Here is a 19,070-nt window from a genome sequence, read left to right as displayed (position 1 = left end):
CATGAAATTCAACAAACTCATTTTGGGGCTTTTTGCGGGTTCGCTGTTTTTCGTCTCGTGTACAAGCGACGACGATTCGAACGCGCCACAAGGCTCTTACGACAACGGATTTTTGGTCTTGAACGAAGGCGGGTCGACAAGCGGCGCGGGCGTGACGTTTATCTCGAACGATTTGCAGACCGTGCAACAGGACATTTTTGCCGCCGTGAACGGACAGGACGAAACCATTGGGCAATTTCCGCAGTCGATATTTTTTGCCGACAGCCGCGCGTTCATCATCTCTAACGGATCGAACAAAATCACGGTCGTGAACCGCTATACTTTCGAGAAGTTGGGCGAAATCGCGAGTGGTTTGACTGTTCCAAGATATGGAGTTGTCCACAACGGAAAGGCTTACGTGACCAATTCGAATTCGTTCTCGAGTGCGACGGACGATTTTATCGCGGTGATCGACATCAACACTTTGGCCGTGACTTCGACGATTCCGGTGAACAACCAAGCCGAGAAACTGATAGAGGAAGACGGAAAACTTTACGTATCGGGCGGATTTTACGGAGCCGGAGATGTGATTACGGTAATCAATACGTCAAACAACCAGATCGTAACGACGATCAATGTTGGCGAAGCTCCAAATTCACTCGAGGAAGACAACGGCGTGCTTTATGTTTTGTGTTCGACGTTTGGCGGAACGAGCAAATTGGTAAGAATCCAACTTTCGAACAACGAGATTCTTGGGGAAACGACTTTTGCAAGTACGATCGTGAACGCGCAAAACCTCGACATCGAAGATCACTTGGCGTATTTCACGGCAGGTTCCAAAATCTACCGAACGAATCCTGACGCGACTTCGGTTGTCGATACCGCTTTTATCGAGACAGGTTCGACTTCTGCTTACATCGGATACGGATTCGCGGTCGAAAACGGGCGCATCTATATTTCTGAAGCGGCCGAAGATTTTACATCTGACGGAAAAGTCTTCATTTACAACGAAAACAATGGCGCGCTTGTGCAGTCGATTCCGGTCGGTCTTGGCCCGAATGGATTTTACTTCAATTAAACGCCACTTATTTCAATACGAAAGCCGACTTTGTTGTCGGCTTTTTTTGTTTTTCGGAAGCGTCGAATGCTAAATATTGCCGCCGTTTTTTAGCCGCGAATTCGCGAATTCCATCTTGACAACGAATGATGAATTCGCGAATTCGCGGTTTAAAAATTACACGATCCAAGCAAATTAGCGACTGACACGACTGAAATGGAATTCGTCCAGAAGCTGAATCTGCTCACAAGTAGGGCAAGTGGTTTCAAGCACCAAAACCTTTTCGTCGAGTTGGTTGATCAGGTGTTTGTCCTCGATTTTGTCGGTTTTGATCTTTAGGATGTGTTTTCCGATGGAATACTGGAAAGCGACCACTTTTTTGTCGTTCCATTCGATCGAGCCCGACCTATTGGCCTTGAATTCCAGCGTCGCCGACACATTCTGTATCGTATCCGATTGCCACTTTCCTACAATCAGTTTCTTATTGTCCGATTGTTTTTCATCGGGCTTGACCGAAAAAAGCAGCAAAATTACGGGTAAAAATAGGAGTGAGGCTTTCATGGATTGAAGGTACGAAATAAAGTATTCGGCAGATTCGGAGTACAAGCCGCGAATTCGCGAACTTCATTATTTCGCCTCAGTAACGAATTCAGCGATAGAGGCGGCAATTTTGTGCTGTTCGGCTTCCGAAGTCAAATACCTGTAGTCGTCAGCATTCGTGATAAAACCAAGTTCGACCAAAACTGCCGGAACTTTCGAGTTTTTCAGCACAAAAAACGGCGCTTCCTGCGTTGGACGCAAATTGAAACCGTGGTTCTTTTGCAGTTTCACTCCGAGCTTTTGAGCGAATGCCAACGACTTTTCCTTTTGAGGATTGTCTTTACCCACATACATTTCGACGCCTTTGGCCGCGACGTTCTTGTTGGCTTGCACGTGGATCGACAAAACCAAATCGGCATCGACCGAATTGATCAGATCAGTGCGCGACTTCAACTCCATGAATTCATCCGAATCTCTTGTGAGGTGGATTTCGACTTCCTTGTCGAGGTTCAATTCCTTTATTTTTCTGGCGACATTTTCGGTTATCGATTTTTCGGTGGCCATCTCGTGTGTCGCGCCATGGTCTTTTCCGCCGTGTCCGGCATCGATCACGACTACGAATTTATCCGCTTTTGGCGACATGAATGAGAACGACAACGCGGCCGCGGCGACTGTGAGAAATCCTGGACTTTTTTTCATTGTTGTTGCTTTATGGGTTGGAAATTGGTTGCGATTTGAGGTCGTTCACGCATTCGAGAATGGTGCGCGCGATCCGGAATTGTTGTTTTTCATCGGTGAGATATGCGCGATCCCCGCCGTTGGTGAGATAGCCAAGTTCGAGCACGATGGCCGGCGCGCCTGAGAATTCTGGAGTACAAAAAGTGGCGCTTCCTGGATTTCCGAGACGTGGAAAGCATGGTTCTTTTTGAAACGTGCCGACAATTTCGAAGCCAGATCGAGAGCGCGTTCTTTCGAAGCATTTTCCTTGGCGATATAAAGCCTGATGCCTGATTTTTCAACATCCTTGCTGGCCGCGACGTGAAGCGAGATCACCAGGTCAGGTTTGGCAGAATTGATTACGTTGGTGCGTTGTTGCAGCGAGACGGGTTCGTCCGATGCGCGCGTCAAAACGATCTCGACATTCTGGTTTTTGTTTAGTTTTTGGATCTTGTGCGTGATTTGGGACACGATTTCCTTTTCGGACAGATTTTCGAAAGAGGCGCCGAAGTCGTTTCCGCCATGTCCTGCGTCGATTACCACGTGAATTTTGTTCGGATCTTCGTGTTTCGGTTTTCCGATGAATGCCAATCCGGAAACGGCAGCGATCGCCACCAGAAGTTTGATCGATTTTTTCATGCTAAGATTTGGTCAGTCAGGTTTTTAACGGAAGTTACCTGACATTAATTGCAAAGTAGGTCAAAAAAAATCCTAACGGTAAAGCCAAATAGTTGCGTTTTGAACAAACATATTCACAAATTTCCGAAATCACATCAATAGAGTTAAAACGTGAATCCAACTTTTAACAAAATTTACAGATTTTCTGTAAACGCAGATTCAGTAGGCCATTTAATTTTGTAAGCCTATTATTTAGCGACTTTCAACTTCTTTGAAATGTAAGCTTCTCACTAATTTACCAACATGTAATTTTGAAACCTCAATGCTTATACGTATTTTTGAATTAAACACACGTGTCATGACAACCAAGTTAACATTGACGGTCGAAAAGTCGATAATCGACAAGGCCAAGTCTTATGCGAAAAGTACCGGGCGAAGCCTGTCGGAAATTATTGAGAATTACCTGGAATCGATCACGAACGAGAATGCTGTGAATGAACCGTCCCCAAAACTAAAAAAGATCATTGGCGCGGTCAGTCTTCCGAGCGATTTCGATGAAAACGCAGAATTAAGAGCCGCAATGGAAAAGAAATACCTATGAAAAAGGTTTTTCTGGATACGAATATCATCATCGATTTGATCGCCGACAGAAAGCCGTTCAGCAAATATGCTGCGAAATTGTTCCAGCTTGCCGAGGAAAGTGAACTGCAGTTATTCACTTCGTCTCACGCGATCGCCACGACGCATAACATCCTCAAAAAGTATGTGGACGAAAAAAGCTTAAGGGAAATCCTGTACGATCTTCTCGATTTTCTTGCCGTGATTCCGGTAACTGACGACGTAATCAAAAGAGGATTGCGGTCGAGTCACAAGGATTTCGAAGATGCGATCCAAATCGTATGTGCTTCTTCGATAACGGGAATTGATGCGATAATCACGCGCGACGTCAGGGATTTCAAAGGAAGCGAGATTCCGGTTATGAGTCCGGAGGCGTTTTTTCTCTGATTACAAAATCACTTCGCAGGAATGCGATCGGTAAACATCTGGTCGCGCAAACCGTCAAGCGACTTCGAATCCTTGAATGGGTTGAAGGTCTTTTCGGAATTTTGTGGCATCAGTCTTCCGTTTGCCGTGATAATCGAAATCGCCGCCGAAAGCAAAGGCTCGTCAGGATTGCCCAAAACGCCAAGGTTTCCAAGGTTTTCCACATAGGAAGTATTGGGTTGCAAGCCCTCGAAATAATCTCCGAAACCGTTTTTGTCGACGACTTTCAGCACGATTGGCTGCATGGCATAAAAATGGGTTTTGTCCGCGCCGCGTTTTTCGAAAGACGGAGAATCGTAAAGCGTGATCGACCCGACGTTCTTGCCCGTAGTCACGTCTCCGATTTGAATCACATTCACATAAGGTTTGAGGCAATTGATCACCAATTCGCTGGCCGAAGCCGTACTTCGCGAGGTCAGCACGTAAACGGTAGTCAAATTGAGGCTTTTTAGGTTCGTTCCGCCAATCTGGTTCGTGAATTTGTTGGTCAAAGTCTCGGGATTGTTGTCGTTCCAATAGTCCATGAGTTTTGAATTCCATTGCTCTTTTGCGAACGTCTGTCCGGTGAATTGTCCGGTTATCATGCTTGCGAGATACGTTGCGGTTTGAATCGATCCGCCGGAGTTGTAACGCAAATCGAGCACAAAATCGCTTATGTTCTGGGATTTGAGTTCTCCAAAAGCGTTATTGAGCGCAGTATCGTAATTCGGATAGAAGCCGTTGTACATCAAATAGCCGATTTTGTGGCTTCCGACCTGAAAAGTATCGGCGAGATAAACCGGATTCTCTGAAATGACGGTCTTCGTCAGCGATACCGATCGTCCGTTTGGCGTGATGTTTCCGTTGTCGAAATCGGCTAAGTTCAAAGTATAAGTTTCGGCCGAAAGCAGTTGTTGGTAATTGCTGACGGTAAGCGGCGTTCCGTTCACGGCATAAAAAAGGTCGCCGCGTTCGATGTCTTTGTTCGAAGCATCGGAATTTGGTAAAATATAGCGAACCCAACCAAAAATCTCGGTCGTGCTTCCGGTTTTGTAACGCAGGCCGAAATCGACACCATTGTTGCCTGTCGTGCCCGAAAGAATGCCTTCCAGCACGCGATAATCCGAATAAATGACACTGAACCGATCGATCGAAGTGTCGACTCTCAAGTGATTGAAAAGCGCGGTCGGTTCGTTGTTCTGCATCAGCCATAAATTCAGATCCTGCTGATTGGCGAAACGGTCGTCAGCCAAATCCGGAACGTCTTCCTGCCACAAATAATACAGGTTCATGCCTTTCCAGACGAAATCTGAAATGCGCAGATCTTTCGGGACGGAGTTCGAATCGTCAGGTTGGCAAGACTCAAGAGTGAATCCGATTGAAAGCAATAAAAGCGTAGCAAGCAGGAACTTTTTCATAGCGGTGAAAGTGTCAGTTACAATGATTTACGAAATTACTCAAAAATTGGACTTGTGGTTTACGGAAATCCGTACTGGTTTCGATTATCGGTTCGTCAGACTTTGCGCCAATCCGAAAATCATTTACATTTTCCCAATTTTAACGGCAACAATTTCCCGACGTCTTGCGCGCTATCGTAGTCTGCGTGGTAATCGTGGAAAACCCAGCGTCCGTTTTGTTTTTCGAGGTAGTCCGGAACCGAATTGAAAACGGGTTGCACGCCCTGAAAATCGAACGCGCCTTCGTAAATGTCGAATTGCTTGAGTGTTTGCCATTTGCCGTCGCACAGCGAATAAATGGTGCAGGTGTTCGAGCGCGTGTGATCAAGCAGGTCTGGAACGAGCGCGATTTCGTCTTTTCCGTCGCGATTTTCGTCGCCGATGTTTATCAGGCAAAGCAAGCCGTGCGTATTGCCGAGTCTGAGTTCGGTCTTCGCCGGATTGTCGAGCGCAATGTAATGCTGCACGTCCTGATCGTAAAACCACTTGATCACCGTTTCCCATTCGACCTGGAAAGGATCGGCGGTTTGGGAGATTTCGCGTTTTTGGACGTTGGAGTAGAAGTGTTCGGATAAAACATCTTGCTTTCCGTCTCCGTCGAAATCGCCGGTAATCGAAAGTTTGCGGATTTTGTGGTATTTTATGGTGTCCGAAGCAACCGTTCGCTTTTCGATTTTTTGTTCGGATTTTGTGTCGGATTTATGGCAGGAGCAAATTCCGAAGAACAATCCGACGACTGCGTAAACCGCTAATCTGGTCATTGGTTTTTTGTTGCAATATCAGAAATCGTCCCACAGGAATGAATCGGCGAAAGCCATAGTTTTCAACCACTCGCAAATTTTTTTCGAAAAGGCTGTTACAAAACAAACCTACCTTCGTCTTCACAATATAACCGACCTAATAAACGACAAACCATGAACCAATCTGAGTTCATAAAAACGATAAGCCCGTTCAAGGACAAAGTCTTCCGGCTCGCCAAACGATTGCTCGTAAGCACCGAGGAAGCCGAAGACGCAACCCAGGAAGTGATGGTCAAATTGTGGACGAAAAACGAAAGTCTGCCGCAATACAACAGTGTGGAAGCACTCGCGATGACGATGACCAAGAATTATTGTCTCGACCAATTGAAGAGCAAACGCGCCGGAAATCTGCAACTCGTGCACAGCAATTACAGCGACAGCGCGGCATCGGTACAAAGGCAAGTGGAAGATCGCGACCGATGGGCTTGGATGGAAAAGGCGATGGAAAGCCTTCCGGAACAACAAAAACTGATCGTCCAATTGCGTGACGTCGAACAATATGAATATGAAGAAATCGCCTCAATGCTCGAAATGAATGAAACCGCGGTGCGAGTCGCGCTTTCGAGAGCCAGAAAAACATTGAGGGACAAAATGACAAAAACAGAAAACTATGGAATCGCCTAAAATAGAATCATTACTAAACAGCTACTTTGACGGGGAAACGACCCTGGCCGAAGAACGCGTATTGCAGGAGTATTTTTCCCAGCCAAATGTTGCGCAGCATTTGGAACAATACCGCTCGATGTTCGGGTATTTCGTCAAAGAGAGAGAACAACGGTTTGACGGTGCCTTGCCTTTAGAACCCAGAAAACGCAAGAGCGTGGCTTGGCTTTCGGTTGCCGCTTCTATCGTTGTGCTCTTGGGAATCGGAACGTTCGCTTACAACAACCTCAATGCGCCCACAACGGCACCAAAGGAGTTGGGAACGTATGAAAATCCCGAAATCGCTTTCCAGCAAACACAAAAAGCGCTTGATATGTTGGCCGCTCATGTCAACAAAGGCGTGGAAAGCGTCGATTACATCAATGAGTACGAACAATCAAAAGACAAAGTTTTTAAAAAGTAAATTTCCAGAAACCATGAAATCATTCAAAAAGTTGCTAATTACAGCCGTCTTGGCGCTCATGCCGACGCTGATTTTCGCCCAGACCGCCGCATTCGACAAATATGACGGACAAGACGACGTGACCGCGGTAGTAGTCACCAAAAAGATGTTCAAAATGATGGGAGACGTCAAGAACAAGGAAAACCAACAATACCTGAACCTGATCTCGAAGCTCGACAACCTCAGGGTTTTCACGACCCAAAGTTCAAGGGTCACGAGCGATATGAAAGCCACATCTGACAAATACGTGAAAAGTGCCGGTTTGGAAGAACTGATGCGCGTCACCGAAAAAGGCCAGAACATCAAAATCCTCGTAAAATCAGGCAAGTCTGACACGAACGTTCGCGAGTTGCTGATGTTTATCGAAGGCAGCGGCAAGAACGAAACCGTGTTGATGTCACTCACGGGAGATTTCGACCTGAACGACATTTCGATGCTTACCGATAAATTGAATTTGCCAGGCGGCGACGGCTTGAAAAAAGCGAGTAAAGGTGCCAAAGGCTCAAAATAAGAAACCATGAAACGATTCATTTTAGTCGCGATGTTCGCCTTGGCGCTGGCTTCGTGCAGTTCCGAACCGACTTTACAGAAGTATTTCGTCGAGAAACAGGAGAAACCGAATTTCGTCGTGCTCGACATCGGACAATCAGTGTTGAAAGTCAAGGAAGACGCTTTGACGCCCGAACAGAGAAAAGCGCTGAACACGTTCGACAAGATCAACGTTTTGGCCTACACGATCAAAGACAGTTTGCACAACGAAGCCGAATACAAAGCCGAATCGGCCAAGGTCAAAGCTTTGCTAAAAGACGAAAAGTATCAGAAATTGATGAGTTTCGGATCAGGCAAGGATGGCGGTTCGATAAGTTTTGTCGGGAAAGACGACGACCACATCGAGGAATTCGTGATTTTCGCCAACCGCAAGGAAAATGGATTCGTCGTGGTAAGGATCATCGGAGACGAAATGAACGCCAATTCGGTCATGGAAATGATGGCATTGCTGCGAGAGTCGAATTTCGACATGGAACAGTTGAAACCGCTACAACAGCTCATGAAAAACAAAGGTTGATCGATTCGATTTTTTAAAGAAGAAAGCGCTCTGTTTTGGAGCGCTTTTTTTGTTTTACAATAAATCGACCGCCGACTTGAGCGAATTGAAAACCGTGAGCCGCGGACGCGAATTGTTGACTTGCGAACTGCGTTTTCCAAAAAGCCAAAGTTCGGAATCACCGTCCATGATCTGGGATTGGATCGCCTCGACATAGTTGTTGACTTCGTCCACTTTCGGCTCGACCGTAAAATAGGTCGCGAACGTCACATTTGTAAACAGTTTTTTCATGCCTTTCAAGCTCGAAATCGGAATGCCTTCGCCCAGGTAAATGCTGCGATAACCGCGAGATGTGATTTCGAAGTGCAGGTACATCAAGCCCATTTCGTGCATTTCGAATTGTGGCAAAAACAGGATGAAAGTACGATCGGTTCTCGAGGGTTCGTTTCTTTGGACTTCTTCGGTGTTGCAAAAAACTTTCTGTCTCACCAAGTTGCAAATGAAATGCTCGTGGGCCGGCGTGATCGTACCGCTTTGCCACAAACTTCCAACTTCGTCCAAAAGCGGAAGCAGGACGTCATAGAAAACTTCCCCGAACGATTTTTCGGCCAGCAAACTCGCATAAGTCTTGAAGAACAGCGATTGGTCAAAGTTCATCATCGAAAGCTTGAAAGCATTGATGGCGTGGTTTTTCGCACTTTTTCTGGAAACGATCTGATCGACCATTTGCGGAATTTTCTCATCGCCCATCGTCCCGATCTTCGAGATTTTATAGCCGTGTTTGTGCAGCAAAACCACGTTAAGCAGTTTTTTGAGATTGTCCGAATCGTAGAAACGGATATTCGTGTCGGTGCGCATCGGTTGCAGGATATTGTATCTTTTTTCCCAGATGCGGATCGTATGCGCCTTGATTCCCGAAAGGTTTTCAAGATCTTTTATGCTGAATTTCGTCTTTATGTTCATAGTTAATGAGGAATGCTTAAACAAGTTAAGTACTTTCCTTTTAACAAATGTGCAAGTCTGTGAATGATGTAAACTTCACCTACATAAAGACAAATTTCACCTCAATTTTACCTTCGCTTCAAAAAAAAGCAATCTTTTTGGAAACCGAAATCGCGTGTTGCTCGTAAATTGCGGCATCCAAAAATGACAAATTGAAATGTTGAACGTTACATTTATTCGCAATGCGCACCAATTACCACTTTGTACGCAAAATTTATTGCGATCGAGTAGGATTTCTAAACGGAGTTTTCTAAGTTTCCCGTCCCAAAAACACCTACTATCGTGAAAAAATTACTCCTTTCGGCAGTACTTTTTCTATGCTGCCTTGTCGCGAACTCCCAATTCGTGTTCCAGGAAAACAATCTCCCGGAAGAAATTTCCATCTTGAACAAAGCGTCGATCGCCAATGTCAAGCAAAAGGAATTTTCGTTCAAGGACGTTTACAGCGGAAAAGCAAAACTCCAATTCAAACCGCTCTCGGGCCGACTCGGCAACCTCGGTTTCACCAAAGACACTTATTGGGTCAAATTCCAGTTGGAAAATCGATTGGACGAATCCGTGCGCTATTATCTCGAAACCGCCGAACCGGTGACTGACAACGTCGATTTGTATCTGGTTTCGTCGGACGGAAAAGTGCAGGTGCAACATTCGGGCGACAAACTGAAATCGGGCGAGCGAGCCGTCGGAAGCCGTAAATCGGTCTTCGACATTTCGATCGACAACGGACAGCAATTGACCGCTTACATGGAGGTCCGCAACGACGGTGAGAAAAACAACCTTCCGCTGAAGCTCATCAAGCCTTCGAAATTGCTCGAAAGCACGTATCACGATCAGTTGGTGATGGGACTTTTCTTCGGAATTTTGGCCGTGATCGCAATCACTTACCTGTTTTTCTATTTCGCGTTGCGGGAAATCTCGTTCCTGCATTATTCGCTTTACGTAATTTTCATGGCTTTGTGCCAATTCGCCCTCGACGGATTTTACCACCAATATTTCGGAAACGGAAACTGGCTCGACAACCACGTCGTGATCCTTACGGCAATCCTGAGTTGTTATTTCTTCGGACGGTATAGCGTGACCGTGCTCGAGATCAAGACCGAAAATCCGGTGCTATACAAATTCTATCAGGTCTTGTTCGCCATACTTACGGTGGAATTCGCGGCGGTTGTCGCGTTTCCGTCGTTTTTGGCCTTTGCGTATCCTTTCATCAACCTGATGACACTTTTGGGAATTTTGCTGATTTTCGCTACGGTAGTCACCAAATTTGTGAGAAAACAAGAGATTGACCGCTTCTACGTCGGTGGTATTTTGATCCTGTTTTTCTGTCTGGCGCTCGCCGTTTCGATGAACTTCGGGATTTTCCCGGACGATTTCTCGACAGACAACATCACAAAACCCGGAATCGCACTCGAAATCATTGCCCTTTCGCTTTCGATGGCCAACAGAATCAAGTTGCTGAAAACCAAAAAGGAAGAACTTCAGGAAGTCGCGCTTCAGAAATCGGAGGAAATGAACGACGTAAAATCGTATTTCCTTTCGAACATGAGCCACGAACTTCGCACGCCTTTGAACGCCATTTTGGGATTGGCAAGCCAGATGCACGAAGAAACCGACAGCGAGAAAATCCGCTACAATTGCGAGATTATCCGATACGCGTCTTATGGATTGATTTCGTCCGTGAACGATATTCTGGACTTTTCACGCATCGAAAAAGGCGAGCTGCGACTCGACCGGACCGAATTCAGGATCCAGGAGGTTTTCGACAAATTGCGAGGTACGATGCGCAAGCAAATCCAGGACAAAGGCGTCAATTTCGAATTCGCGAGCAACATCGACACGGGAATTTCGGTTTTTGGCGACGCCGTAAGACTTGAGCAAATGCTGTACAATCTGTTGGGCAATGCCTGTAAATTCACTTCCGAAGGCCAAATCTCGTTCCGGATCGAAGGAAAAGTAGTCGACCAAAACCTCAAGCTCAAAATCATCATAGCCGACACGGGCGCCGGAATTCCGAAGAAAAAACTCGAATCGGTTTTCGGGCTTTTCTCCCAAAGCAATTTCGACAATAAGCGCAAATTCGGCGGTTTCGGCATCGGATTGAGCATCGTAAAATCGCTCGTCGATCTTCACGAAGGAAAAATCGCGCTCGAAAGCGAAGTCGACAAAGGAACGACGTGCATCATAACGCTCGATTACGACATTGCGGCAATCGCTGCGATCGCGGTCGAAGAAACGAAACCACTCGAGAAAATCTACTCAGACAAAAACATCCTGATCGTCGAGGACAACGCCATGAACCAGATGGTGATCAAAATGATGCTCAAGACTTTGGGCGTGCAGTTTTCGGTCGCGGCCGACGGATCCGAATGTCTCGAAAAGATGAAGCAGGAAAAATTCGACCTCGTGCTGATGGATTTACAGATGCCGGTCATGGACGGATACGAAGCCACGGAAGCGATCCGCGCGGGAAAAACCGGAGAACTGAACACGCAAATCCCGATAATCGTGGTAACGGCCGACACGACGTTGGAAAGCAAAGACCGCGTTTTCGAGCTCGGAGTAAACGATTACATCACGAAACCGATCGACAAAAAACTGCTATACGAGAAAATCGACAACATTTTCTTTGGCGAACCTGCGATTTTGGCCGCGGAGTCGTTGTTGAAACTTGCTTAGTCGAACATTGATTTCTGCGTCGGCTGACGAACCGGGACGGGCAAGGAAAGTTTGAACTCTTCGTTGATGTCGTTGATGAACTTCTCGGCCAGCAAAGGCGATTCGAGTTCGATATTTTGGTGCACGAAAAAGTACAGTTTCTGCAAACCTTCTTTGCGCCAAAGTTTGATGCGCTCGACCCAATCCTCGAGTCGCTTGTAATCGCTGGCGTGATTCGCGCCCACATATCTTACGAAAGCCACCGGACTCGTGAGCCGCATGTGCAACATGTCGCGTCGGCCGGCCGTATCGACAATGATGTTTGCCATTCCAAGATCTTCCAGCAAATTCTCGTACTCGTTTTTGGCCTTTTCGTCGCTGAACCATTCGCTGTTGCGAACTTCAAGTCCAAGCGGAACACCTTTCGGGAATTCCCGCAGCGTTTTGTCCAACCTCGAAAAATCCTTCGGTTTGAAATTGTCGTGCAGCTGCAAAAAGCACATTCCCAATTTGTCCCCGAAATTGCTCACGGCATTGCAAAAAGCATCGACCGGTTCTTTTACGTCGATCAAGCGCTTGAAGTGCGAAACCGTGTTTGTCATTTTTGGGAAAAATTTGAAATCGTCCGGCGTTTTGTCTCTCCAGATTTCGACTTGTTGCCAGGTCGGCATTCCGTAGAAAGTTGCGTTGAGCTCGATCGAGTTGAATTGGGTCGAATAATACGCCAATTCGTCTTTCGTGCCTCGCGGATAAAATCCTTTGAGGTCAGTCCTGTTCCATTTCGCACATCCGATCGAAACCTCAAATGGCGCGTCGTTCTTGTGTTTGTTGAGAATTTCCTTTGTCTTCGAATCGTCTTTCGGAAGCGTAAAATCGACTTCACCGGGATTGGGAACTTGGCCGAAAATCATAGCATTGGTTTTTCGCTAAGTTACGTTTTTGGCCAGCCAATCCGGCTGCCGGCTCCAATCTTTTTTGCCGTCTCGCGGTTTTCTACGCCCAAAACGAGCTTCCTGGGGTCGCTGTTTTTGTCGTGAAAACCGTCTTCGTCGGCTGCAAAAGGATTTTTCACCGCATCCGGGCTGGTCGGCGTTCCAGTGCGAAAAAAAGTGAAAAATCGGGCTTCGTTTTTCGTAGCCAATAATCGCTAACTTGCCTGACCATAAAACAACTCAAATGAATAGAATTCTACTCTGTCTGTTTTCGTGCCTTTCGCTATCGGGAATCGCCCAAAATCTTGATCCATTGCAAATTGACGCTGCTTTCAACGCGGTCAATCTTCCTACGAACCATCACTTCATCGACCTCGACATCAGGAAACATCTCGTCGGGCCCGACGGAAAGATCTACATCGTCAACGAAACCAGCCTTACGCGAATGGTAGGCAACCAACTCGACAATACATTTGTGCCGCACGTTTTCCTCAACGGAACGGAGGCGGCCATTTTCCAGGACGTTTTGCTGCAACCCGACGGGAAATTGCTCGTGGGCGGAGATTTCAACAAAATAGACGGCGTAACGCGTTACAAACTCGCCCGTTTCAACATCGACGGCTCGCTAGACACCACATTTGACGCGCCTTTGGGAACAATGTACAATTACGGCGTACTAAAGATTTACCAACAACCCGACGGCAAGATTCTCGTGATCGGCGATTCGGCCATTAATTCTGGCGGCAATATCTTCAACAACTTGATTCGCCTGAACGCCAACGGCACGGTCGATACTTCGTTCGTCACTCCCGCAAACTACCGTTGGGAAAATATCGCAATCGAGCCCTCGGGAACGATTCTGGCGACCCATAACACTTACAACAGTTTTTATTCCGACAAGAATAAAGTGTCAAGACTAACTGCCAATGGCGCCTTCGACAGCAGTTTTGCGACAGCTACTTTCAGTGGGCTGACGGGTTCAAGTGCCAACGTCCAGAAAATCGTCGCACTTCCAGATGGGAAAATCCTGGTAGCAGGTCGTTTTACGGGAATCAGTGGCACGAGTTCTTCTTGTCTGGCCAAGCTAAACCAAAACGGAAGTCTTGACACTTCTTTCTCTCTTGGAGGAGAAGGATTTTACGCAACGGCTTATTTGTATTGCACGGTAAATGACATCCAAGTGCAGCCTGACGGGAAAATTCTGGCGGGCGGCGTTTTCACGCATTTCAATGGCGTGCCCGCAAAAGATTTTATCAGACTCAACGCCAACGGCACGCGCGACACGAGTTTTCCCGAACTCACCTCGTTCGCCAATATCTCGAATGTCACCTGTATCACGCAATTACCTGACGGAAAGGCTTTGGTATCAGGAATGAACGGTTACCTCGAGGTCGAAAATCCTTACATCGTGAGAATCAATGCCGACGGTTCGTGGGATCCGACTTATCAGAATTATCCGAAAGGCTTCTACAACCAGGCTGTGAATTCGGTCTGCAAAACACCCGACGGAAAACTGATCGTGGCCGGATACTTCTGGACTTATAACGGCGAACACCACCAACTCATCGCGCGCCTGAACAGCGACGGTTCGATAGATAATTCGTTTGCCAGCGGCGTCTTTGGCTTCAGCGGCACTTCAGGCGTCCAGCCGTCGATCGCGGCAGCCGTGGTCGATGCTGATGGCAAAATCTATGTGACGGGCAACTTCAACCGCTTCAACGGAGCGAATTGTGGCAATATGATCAGGTTGAATCCCAATGGTTCGAAAGACACGAGTTTTCCGGTTTCGAACGCCGGCACCGAACCGAATTTCTCAGCTCAGGGCTCGGTCAAGGTCATGGTGCCTCATCCGGCCGGCGGCGTAATGGTCGGTTTCAACAATCAGACCGGAAGTAGTGGGAACGGACTCATGCGGGTGTTCGCAAACGGGGCGACGATCAACTACGCCACAGATTACTATCCGCGCGTATTCGACGTCAAATTCCAATCGGACCAAAAAATGTTGCTGGCGCTCGGCTACAACGGCGGAAGCATCAGGAGATTCAACGCGAACTCTTTCAACTACGATCCGACATTTGTGGTTCCGTCGGGAATCAGCGCAGGATCGGCCTCACGTATCGAGCTACAGAACGACGGAAAGATTCTTGTCGTAGGCGAATTCACGATTGGCGGACAAAGCAAATCGCTCGTGCGCCTAAATGCCGACGGCAGCCTCGATTCCACTTTCACTTTTTCGCTGCCGGCCAACAGTTACGTCAACGATGCGTGTGTATTGGCAGACGGTAAAATCGCGATAAACCTTTATGATAACGCGATCTATGCGAACAAACTCTCGTTGCTCAACGCCGATGGTTCGGTGGCGACTACAAGCACGCCGACGGTTTCCTGGGAAGCGCGTTTCACGAAGTTAGACGACGGAAGCCTTTACCTGCGCGGCATGAAGATGTACGACGACCGTCAGCTTTACGGATTGGTGCGTTTGGTCGCCGGAGACGCCACTTATTTTTTACAAGGCCAGAACAGGCTCGACAGCAATAACAACGGTTGCCAGGCGAACGATCCGGTATTTCCTTGGCTCAAGTACCAGTTTACGGCTGCCAATTCCAGCGATTCGTTCACTTACATCGCCGATTCTTCGGGGAATTTCAACATCGGCGTGACCGAAGGACAATACACCTTGACGCCACAATTCGAGAATCCGACCTATTTCAGTGCTTCGCCTACAGCCACTTCGGTAAACTTCCCTACCACGCAAAGTCCCAGCCAGCAAAATTTCTGCGTTACTCCGGTCGGAATACATCCTGATCTCGAAGTCGTAGTGCTTCCAATCGACGCGGCTCGCCCGGGGTTTTCGGCGACCTACAAAATCGTCTACCGCAACAAAGGAAATCAATTGCTTTCGGGTAGCGTGAACTTCGGGTACAACGATACGGTAAGCGATTTCGTCTCAAGTTTTCCTGCTGGAACTGCTTCGCCAGGTTCGGTAAACTGGAATTTCTCTGCGCTTTATCCACAGGAAAAACGCGAGATAACGATAAACATGTTGTTGAATTCGCCGGTACAAGTGCCGTCGTTGAATGCGGGAAGCGTCCTTGATTACACGGTGGGCATTTCTTCATCGGTTGCGGATGAAACGCCAGACGACAACCAATTCACGTTGCACCAAACCGTAGTGAATTCCTACGATCCGAACGACAAAACCTGTCTTGAAGGCAATTTGATTCCGATTGGAAAAGTGGGCGAGTACGTGCATTATATGATCAGATTCGAAAATAATGGCACTTACGCGGCCGAAAACATTTCGGTACACGACAACATCGACACTTCCAAATTCGACATCACTACCTTGACGCCGCTTACGGGAAGTCACACCTACACGACGCGAATCACAGACGGCAACAAAGTCGAATTCTACTTTGGCGCAATCAACCTTCCTTATCAGGATGCGGTCAACGACGGTTATCTCGTGTTCAAGATCAAGACATTGAATTCGCTTACTTACGGCGACAATTTCACGAATTCCGCTGCGATATTCTTCGATTACAATCCGGCGATCGCAACCAACACGGCGTCGACTTTCGTAGAGCAATTGATGGCGAATCCGGACGTGGACAAAATCCGCCTGACGGTTTATCCGAATCCGGCCAGCCAAAAACTTCATTTGAAAATGGGTGATCTGAATTCGGCATCGTCCGTCAACATCTACAATCTTCAGGGCATGTTGCTGTTAAGCGTCACAAACTTTGATTTTTCTGAAGGAATAGACGTTTCCAGACTTTCCGTTGGAAGTTATTTGGTGGAAGTGCGCAACTCAGACAAAACCTTCGTGAGCCGATTCGTCAAAAGATAGACTTTTTTAAAACGAGTAAAAAGCAGCTTTCACGGGCTGCTTTTTTGTTTTCGTCAGATGTGGATTCTCAATTCGCCTTCACGATTTTTCCCGTGAGAATTCCTTTTTCGGTTGCGACTTTCAAGTAATAAACCGCATTCGGAAGTCCGGACAAATCCAAAGTATAGTCAGACGATCTGTGGTTTTTGGAAAACAACAATTTCCCGTTTATGTCGAAAAGCTCGACGCCGTTCGCCTCTTGTTCCAAACGGATCGTCACGATGTCTTTGGCCGGATTCGGGAAATAAGTCCACTTGAAATCGCTGATTTGTCTTTCGGTGATCTTATTCGTCGCAACCTCTTTGTCGGCACAACCCGAAAGTCTCGAAAACTGAACGATTACGCGCAAAATGAGGTCGTTCAGCATCTCGACGCTGTAATTGTCCGTGGTTGGTTTTATGTGATCGTTGCCGATTCCGCTGTCGTTCGTGATGAACAGATACGTCCCATTTGTCTGCAACGCGATCGAACGCATCAGGTATTCGGCACTTTTGTCCATTCCGCTGGCCGCGATCGGAACCACGCGAATGCCTTTTTCGGCCGCTGATTTGGCGAGTCGCTGCAACTTGGCCACGTTTTGTTCATCGTCGTGAGCCGGAGCGTCGAGCAGCACGAAAAGCAGTTTTGAGGTCGCATCTTCATTCCACGAAAGTGCGTTCACCGATGTTTCCAAAGCATCGGTCACGGCCTCGGGATAATCGCCTCCGCCGTTAGCTTGCTGGTTTTCGATAAATGCCACGACTTGTTCGGTTTCCTTGGTGAAATCGAAAGCCTTGACTACATATTCGTCTCCGTGATCACGATAGAAGACGCTCGAAAGCGAGATTTCCGCGTTCCCGAGTTCGGCTCTCGTGCGTTTTATCACATCAGAAAGTTCGGCTTGCAGGTACTCGATTTCGTCGCTCATCGATCCCGTGGCGTCGACCATGAACGCGATGTCAACTTTTGGTTTCGAGACGCAATCGGCCTTTATTTTTACCGTGTTGATTCCTTTCCTGAACTCGACCGCGTTGGCGATTACCGTCTTGTGATTTTCGTCCTGGATCGATATTTTCGAAGACGGATTTTTGGCTTCCGTCGGATGGAACCAAAGCTCGGCGCGTCCGTTGTTGTCGGTTTTGGCCGTCCAGATCTTGAGACCCGAATCGTCCGTGAGATAAAAAGTCCTGCCCACGACCGGCGCGCTTTTGTCGTTTACCGCCACGACCGAATATCGAAATTTCGGTTGCATTTTCCACTTCTGCTGCCAAGTCGACAATTGTTCTGAAGCGATATCTGTCCAATATTCGAATTTCGAGAAATCGTTGACTTCGCCCGCGGTCAATTGGCCGGCTTTCTGACTCGATTTTTCGCGTGCGGCAAACGCTTCGGATTTGTCGGCTCTTGGAACAGCTTCCACGGCTTTGTCGGCAGAAACGGCGAGTCCTGAAACTTTTCCGGTCAACTTCGCATCTTTTGCGGACGCGTAACCAACCGTTACGGCTTCCGTCGAAGAACTCACGACTTCCTTTTTGCGAACTGTGAGCGGGGCTGTGACCACGACTTCGCCCAAAGCCATGCCGCCGTCCTTGAGTTTGACGTTCACGACCTTGTTTTTGATCTTGATTCTGGCTTCCTGAAATCCCACGAACGATACGACGAGCGTCTGGCCGAATTTCGCGTCGATCCCGAAATAGCCGTCCACGTCTGTAATCGTTTTGGCTTTGGTTTCCAAAACCACGACCGTTGCGCCCGGAAGCGGTCCGCTCGCATCGCTGACACGTCCGATAATCGCTTTTTTGTATGGATTCGCGCCTTTGGAATGTGTCACGGCCGCTTTTTGGATCTTCGGTTTTTCGGTTGCGAGGCGTTGTCGTTCCGCAATCATTTTTTCGGCTATTCCGGCGAATGTCACTTTGTTGTCAGCGTTTGCCTCAACTTCGAAAGTCGGTTTGTTTGCATGGAAAAATTTGAGTTTGTCGCCTTTTTTTCCTTTGATCGAAAAGTTGCCGTTCTTGTCGGAATAAGTCACAAAATGGTTCGAAAGGTTCGTGACCTCGGTTTTTGGAAGCGGTTCTTTTTCTTCGTCCGTGATCGTTCCGGAAAGTTTTTGGGCCGAAAGCGTCAGGCTGAAAAACAAAATGGCGAGTGAATGTAAAATGCGTCGGTTAGGAAAGGTCTTCATACTGTTTGTTTTTTGGATAGATGCCAGATTGCGTTAAGAGGTTGGAAACCGATGTTCACAAAAAGTCAATTGCAGGTTCCGATGCGC

Annotated in this window: 17 protein-coding genes; 9 read left to right on the top strand and 8 right to left on the bottom strand. The window is 47.4% G+C overall.

Annotated elements, in window-relative coordinates; genetic code table 11:
* The first annotated feature begins 1 nt into the window (after window position 1).
* Window positions 2-1,057 (top strand): DUF5074 domain-containing protein, encoded by a 1,056-nt coding sequence (locus EOO49_RS09060; protein ID WP_290844855.1) that lies wholly within the window; start codon window positions 2-4, stop codon window positions 1,055-1,057.
* A gap of 174 nt (window positions 1,058-1,231) precedes the next feature.
* Here the strand turns inward: EOO49_RS09060 and EOO49_RS09055 are convergent, their stop codons facing one another.
* The 3 genes from EOO49_RS09055 to EOO49_RS09045 all read right to left on the bottom strand — a co-directional run bounded on the left by EOO49_RS09055 (window position 1,232) and on the right by EOO49_RS09045 (window position 2,932).
* Window positions 1,232-1,597 (bottom strand): hypothetical protein, encoded by a 366-nt coding sequence (locus EOO49_RS09055; RefSeq protein WP_290844853.1) that lies wholly within the window; start codon window positions 1,595-1,597, stop codon window positions 1,232-1,234.
* Between the two features lie 66 nt (window positions 1,598-1,663).
* The gene (locus EOO49_RS09050; RefSeq protein ID WP_290844851.1) at window positions 1,664-2,275 is read right to left on the bottom strand and encodes an N-acetylmuramoyl-L-alanine amidase; all 612 of its coding nucleotides are present in this window, start codon (window positions 2,273-2,275) and stop codon (window positions 1,664-1,666) included.
* Window positions 2,276-2,320: 45 nt separating this feature from the next.
* Window positions 2,321-2,932 (bottom strand): N-acetylmuramoyl-L-alanine amidase, encoded by a 612-nt coding sequence (locus EOO49_RS09045; RefSeq protein WP_290844849.1) that lies wholly within the window; start codon window positions 2,930-2,932, stop codon window positions 2,321-2,323.
* Window positions 2,933-3,269: 337 nt separating this feature from the next.
* Between EOO49_RS09045 and EOO49_RS09040 the strand changes: the two genes are divergently transcribed.
* Both EOO49_RS09040 and EOO49_RS09035 read left to right on the top strand, forming a co-directional pair.
* Window positions 3,270-3,512, top strand: coding sequence for a DUF6364 family protein (locus EOO49_RS09040; protein ID WP_290844847.1), 243 nt, complete (start codon window positions 3,270-3,272; stop codon window positions 3,510-3,512).
* A complete protein-coding gene (locus EOO49_RS09035) occupies window positions 3,509-3,916 on the top strand; it encodes a PIN domain-containing protein (RefSeq protein WP_290844845.1) in 408 nt (135 codons plus the stop codon). Before EOO49_RS09040 ends, EOO49_RS09035 begins: the two co-directional genes overlap by 4 nt.
* Window positions 3,917-3,924: 8 nt before the next feature.
* Here the strand turns inward: EOO49_RS09035 and EOO49_RS09030 are convergent, their stop codons facing one another.
* Both EOO49_RS09030 and EOO49_RS09025 read right to left on the bottom strand, forming a co-directional pair.
* Entirely contained in the window at window positions 3,925-5,352 is a 1,428-nt protein-coding gene (locus tag EOO49_RS09030) for a S41 family peptidase (protein WP_290844843.1), read from the bottom strand.
* A gap of 119 nt (window positions 5,353-5,471) precedes the next feature.
* A complete protein-coding gene (locus EOO49_RS09025) occupies window positions 5,472-6,152 on the bottom strand; it encodes a hypothetical protein (protein ID WP_290844841.1) in 681 nt (226 codons plus the stop codon).
* 153 nt (window positions 6,153-6,305) lie between these two features.
* On the opposite strand from EOO49_RS09025, the gene EOO49_RS09020 reads away from it, so the two are divergent.
* Genes EOO49_RS09020 through EOO49_RS09005 form a run of 4 tightly spaced genes read left to right on the top strand, consistent with a single transcriptional unit; the run spans window position 6,306 to window position 8,362 of the window.
* Complete coding sequence (locus tag EOO49_RS09020) at window positions 6,306-6,815, top strand: RNA polymerase sigma factor (protein ID WP_290844839.1); 510 nt, start codon at window positions 6,306-6,308, stop codon at window positions 6,813-6,815.
* Entirely contained in the window at window positions 6,802-7,257 is a 456-nt protein-coding gene (locus EOO49_RS09015) for a hypothetical protein (protein ID WP_290844837.1), read from the top strand. The genes EOO49_RS09020 and EOO49_RS09015 overlap by 14 nt, the downstream gene beginning before the upstream one ends.
* Before the next feature lie 13 nt (window positions 7,258-7,270).
* Window positions 7,271-7,807, top strand: a complete 537-nt coding sequence (locus EOO49_RS09010) for a DUF4252 domain-containing protein (RefSeq protein ID WP_290844835.1) — start codon at window positions 7,271-7,273, stop codon at window positions 7,805-7,807.
* A gap of 6 nt (window positions 7,808-7,813) precedes the next feature.
* A complete protein-coding gene (locus EOO49_RS09005; RefSeq protein WP_290844833.1) occupies window positions 7,814-8,362 on the top strand; it encodes a DUF4252 domain-containing protein in 549 nt (182 codons plus the stop codon).
* Window positions 8,363-8,416: 54 nt separating this feature from the next.
* On the opposite strand, the gene EOO49_RS09000 is transcribed toward EOO49_RS09005, so the two are convergent.
* Window positions 8,417-9,304 (bottom strand): MerR family transcriptional regulator, encoded by an 888-nt coding sequence (locus EOO49_RS09000; protein WP_290844831.1) that lies wholly within the window; start codon window positions 9,302-9,304, stop codon window positions 8,417-8,419.
* 321 nt (window positions 9,305-9,625) lie between these two features.
* Here EOO49_RS09000 and EOO49_RS08995 point away from each other — a divergent pair, with 321 nt between their 5' ends.
* Window positions 9,626-12,019, top strand: a complete 2,394-nt coding sequence (locus EOO49_RS08995; RefSeq protein ID WP_290844829.1) for a hybrid sensor histidine kinase/response regulator — start codon at window positions 9,626-9,628, stop codon at window positions 12,017-12,019.
* Here EOO49_RS08995 and EOO49_RS08990 read toward each other — a convergent pair.
* The gene (locus tag EOO49_RS08990) at window positions 12,016-12,909 is read right to left on the bottom strand and encodes a DUF72 domain-containing protein (protein WP_290844827.1); all 894 of its coding nucleotides are present in this window, start codon (window positions 12,907-12,909) and stop codon (window positions 12,016-12,018) included. The two genes, EOO49_RS08995 and EOO49_RS08990, sit on opposite strands and share 4 nt — an antisense overlap.
* A 265-nt stretch (window positions 12,910-13,174) precedes the next feature.
* Between EOO49_RS08990 and EOO49_RS08985 the strand changes: the two genes are divergently transcribed.
* The gene (locus tag EOO49_RS08985; RefSeq protein WP_290844825.1) at window positions 13,175-16,780 is read left to right on the top strand and encodes a T9SS type A sorting domain-containing protein; all 3,606 of its coding nucleotides are present in this window, start codon (window positions 13,175-13,177) and stop codon (window positions 16,778-16,780) included.
* A gap of 67 nt (window positions 16,781-16,847) precedes the next feature.
* On the opposite strand, the gene EOO49_RS08980 is transcribed toward EOO49_RS08985, so the two are convergent.
* Window positions 16,848-18,983: a carboxypeptidase-like regulatory domain-containing protein gene (locus EOO49_RS08980; protein WP_290844823.1), complete on the bottom strand. Its 2,136-nt coding sequence runs from the start codon at window positions 18,981-18,983 to the stop codon at window positions 16,848-16,850.
* Between the last annotated feature and the right edge of the window lie 87 nt (window positions 18,984-19,070).

This window comes from Flavobacterium sp., assembly GCF_004295795.1.
Classification (GTDB): Bacteria; Bacteroidota; Bacteroidia; order Flavobacteriales; family Flavobacteriaceae; genus Flavobacterium.
Note: the sequence above shows the minus strand (reverse complement) of the source record. Positions and strands in the feature narration are given on the sequence as shown.

Excerpts from the sequence above, each read along its gene's own strand:
- EOO49_RS09060 (WP_290844855.1), top strand. The coding sequence starts at position 2 with ATGAAATTCAACAAACTCATTTTGGGGCTTTTTGCGGGTTCGCTGTTT.
- EOO49_RS09055 (WP_290844853.1), bottom strand. The coding sequence starts at position 1,597 with ATGAAAGCCTCACTCCTATTTTTACCCGTAATTTTGCTGCTTTTTTCG.
- EOO49_RS09050 (WP_290844851.1), bottom strand. The coding sequence starts at position 2,275 with ATGAAAAAAAGTCCAGGATTTCTCACAGTCGCCGCGGCCGCGTTGTCG.
- EOO49_RS09045 (WP_290844849.1), bottom strand. The coding sequence starts at position 2,932 with ATGAAAAAATCGATCAAACTTCTGGTGGCGATCGCTGCCGTTTCCGGA.
- EOO49_RS09040 (WP_290844847.1), top strand. The coding sequence starts at position 3,270 with ATGACAACCAAGTTAACATTGACGGTCGAAAAGTCGATAATCGACAAG.
- EOO49_RS09035 (WP_290844845.1), top strand. The coding sequence starts at position 3,509 with ATGAAAAAGGTTTTTCTGGATACGAATATCATCATCGATTTGATCGCC.
- EOO49_RS09030 (WP_290844843.1), bottom strand. The coding sequence starts at position 5,352 with ATGAAAAAGTTCCTGCTTGCTACGCTTTTATTGCTTTCAATCGGATTC.
- EOO49_RS09025 (WP_290844841.1), bottom strand. The coding sequence starts at position 6,152 with ATGACCAGATTAGCGGTTTACGCAGTCGTCGGATTGTTCTTCGGAATT.
- EOO49_RS09020 (WP_290844839.1), top strand. The coding sequence starts at position 6,306 with ATGAACCAATCTGAGTTCATAAAAACGATAAGCCCGTTCAAGGACAAA.
- EOO49_RS09015 (WP_290844837.1), top strand. The coding sequence starts at position 6,802 with ATGGAATCGCCTAAAATAGAATCATTACTAAACAGCTACTTTGACGGG.
- EOO49_RS09010 (WP_290844835.1), top strand. The coding sequence starts at position 7,271 with ATGAAATCATTCAAAAAGTTGCTAATTACAGCCGTCTTGGCGCTCATG.
- EOO49_RS09005 (WP_290844833.1), top strand. The coding sequence starts at position 7,814 with ATGAAACGATTCATTTTAGTCGCGATGTTCGCCTTGGCGCTGGCTTCG.
- EOO49_RS09000 (WP_290844831.1), bottom strand. The coding sequence starts at position 9,304 with ATGAACATAAAGACGAAATTCAGCATAAAAGATCTTGAAAACCTTTCG.
- EOO49_RS08990 (WP_290844827.1), bottom strand. The coding sequence starts at position 12,909 with ATGATTTTCGGCCAAGTTCCCAATCCCGGTGAAGTCGATTTTACGCTT.
- EOO49_RS08985 (WP_290844825.1), top strand. The coding sequence starts at position 13,175 with ATGAATAGAATTCTACTCTGTCTGTTTTCGTGCCTTTCGCTATCGGGA.
- EOO49_RS08980 (WP_290844823.1), bottom strand. The coding sequence starts at position 18,983 with ATGAAGACCTTTCCTAACCGACGCATTTTACATTCACTCGCCATTTTG.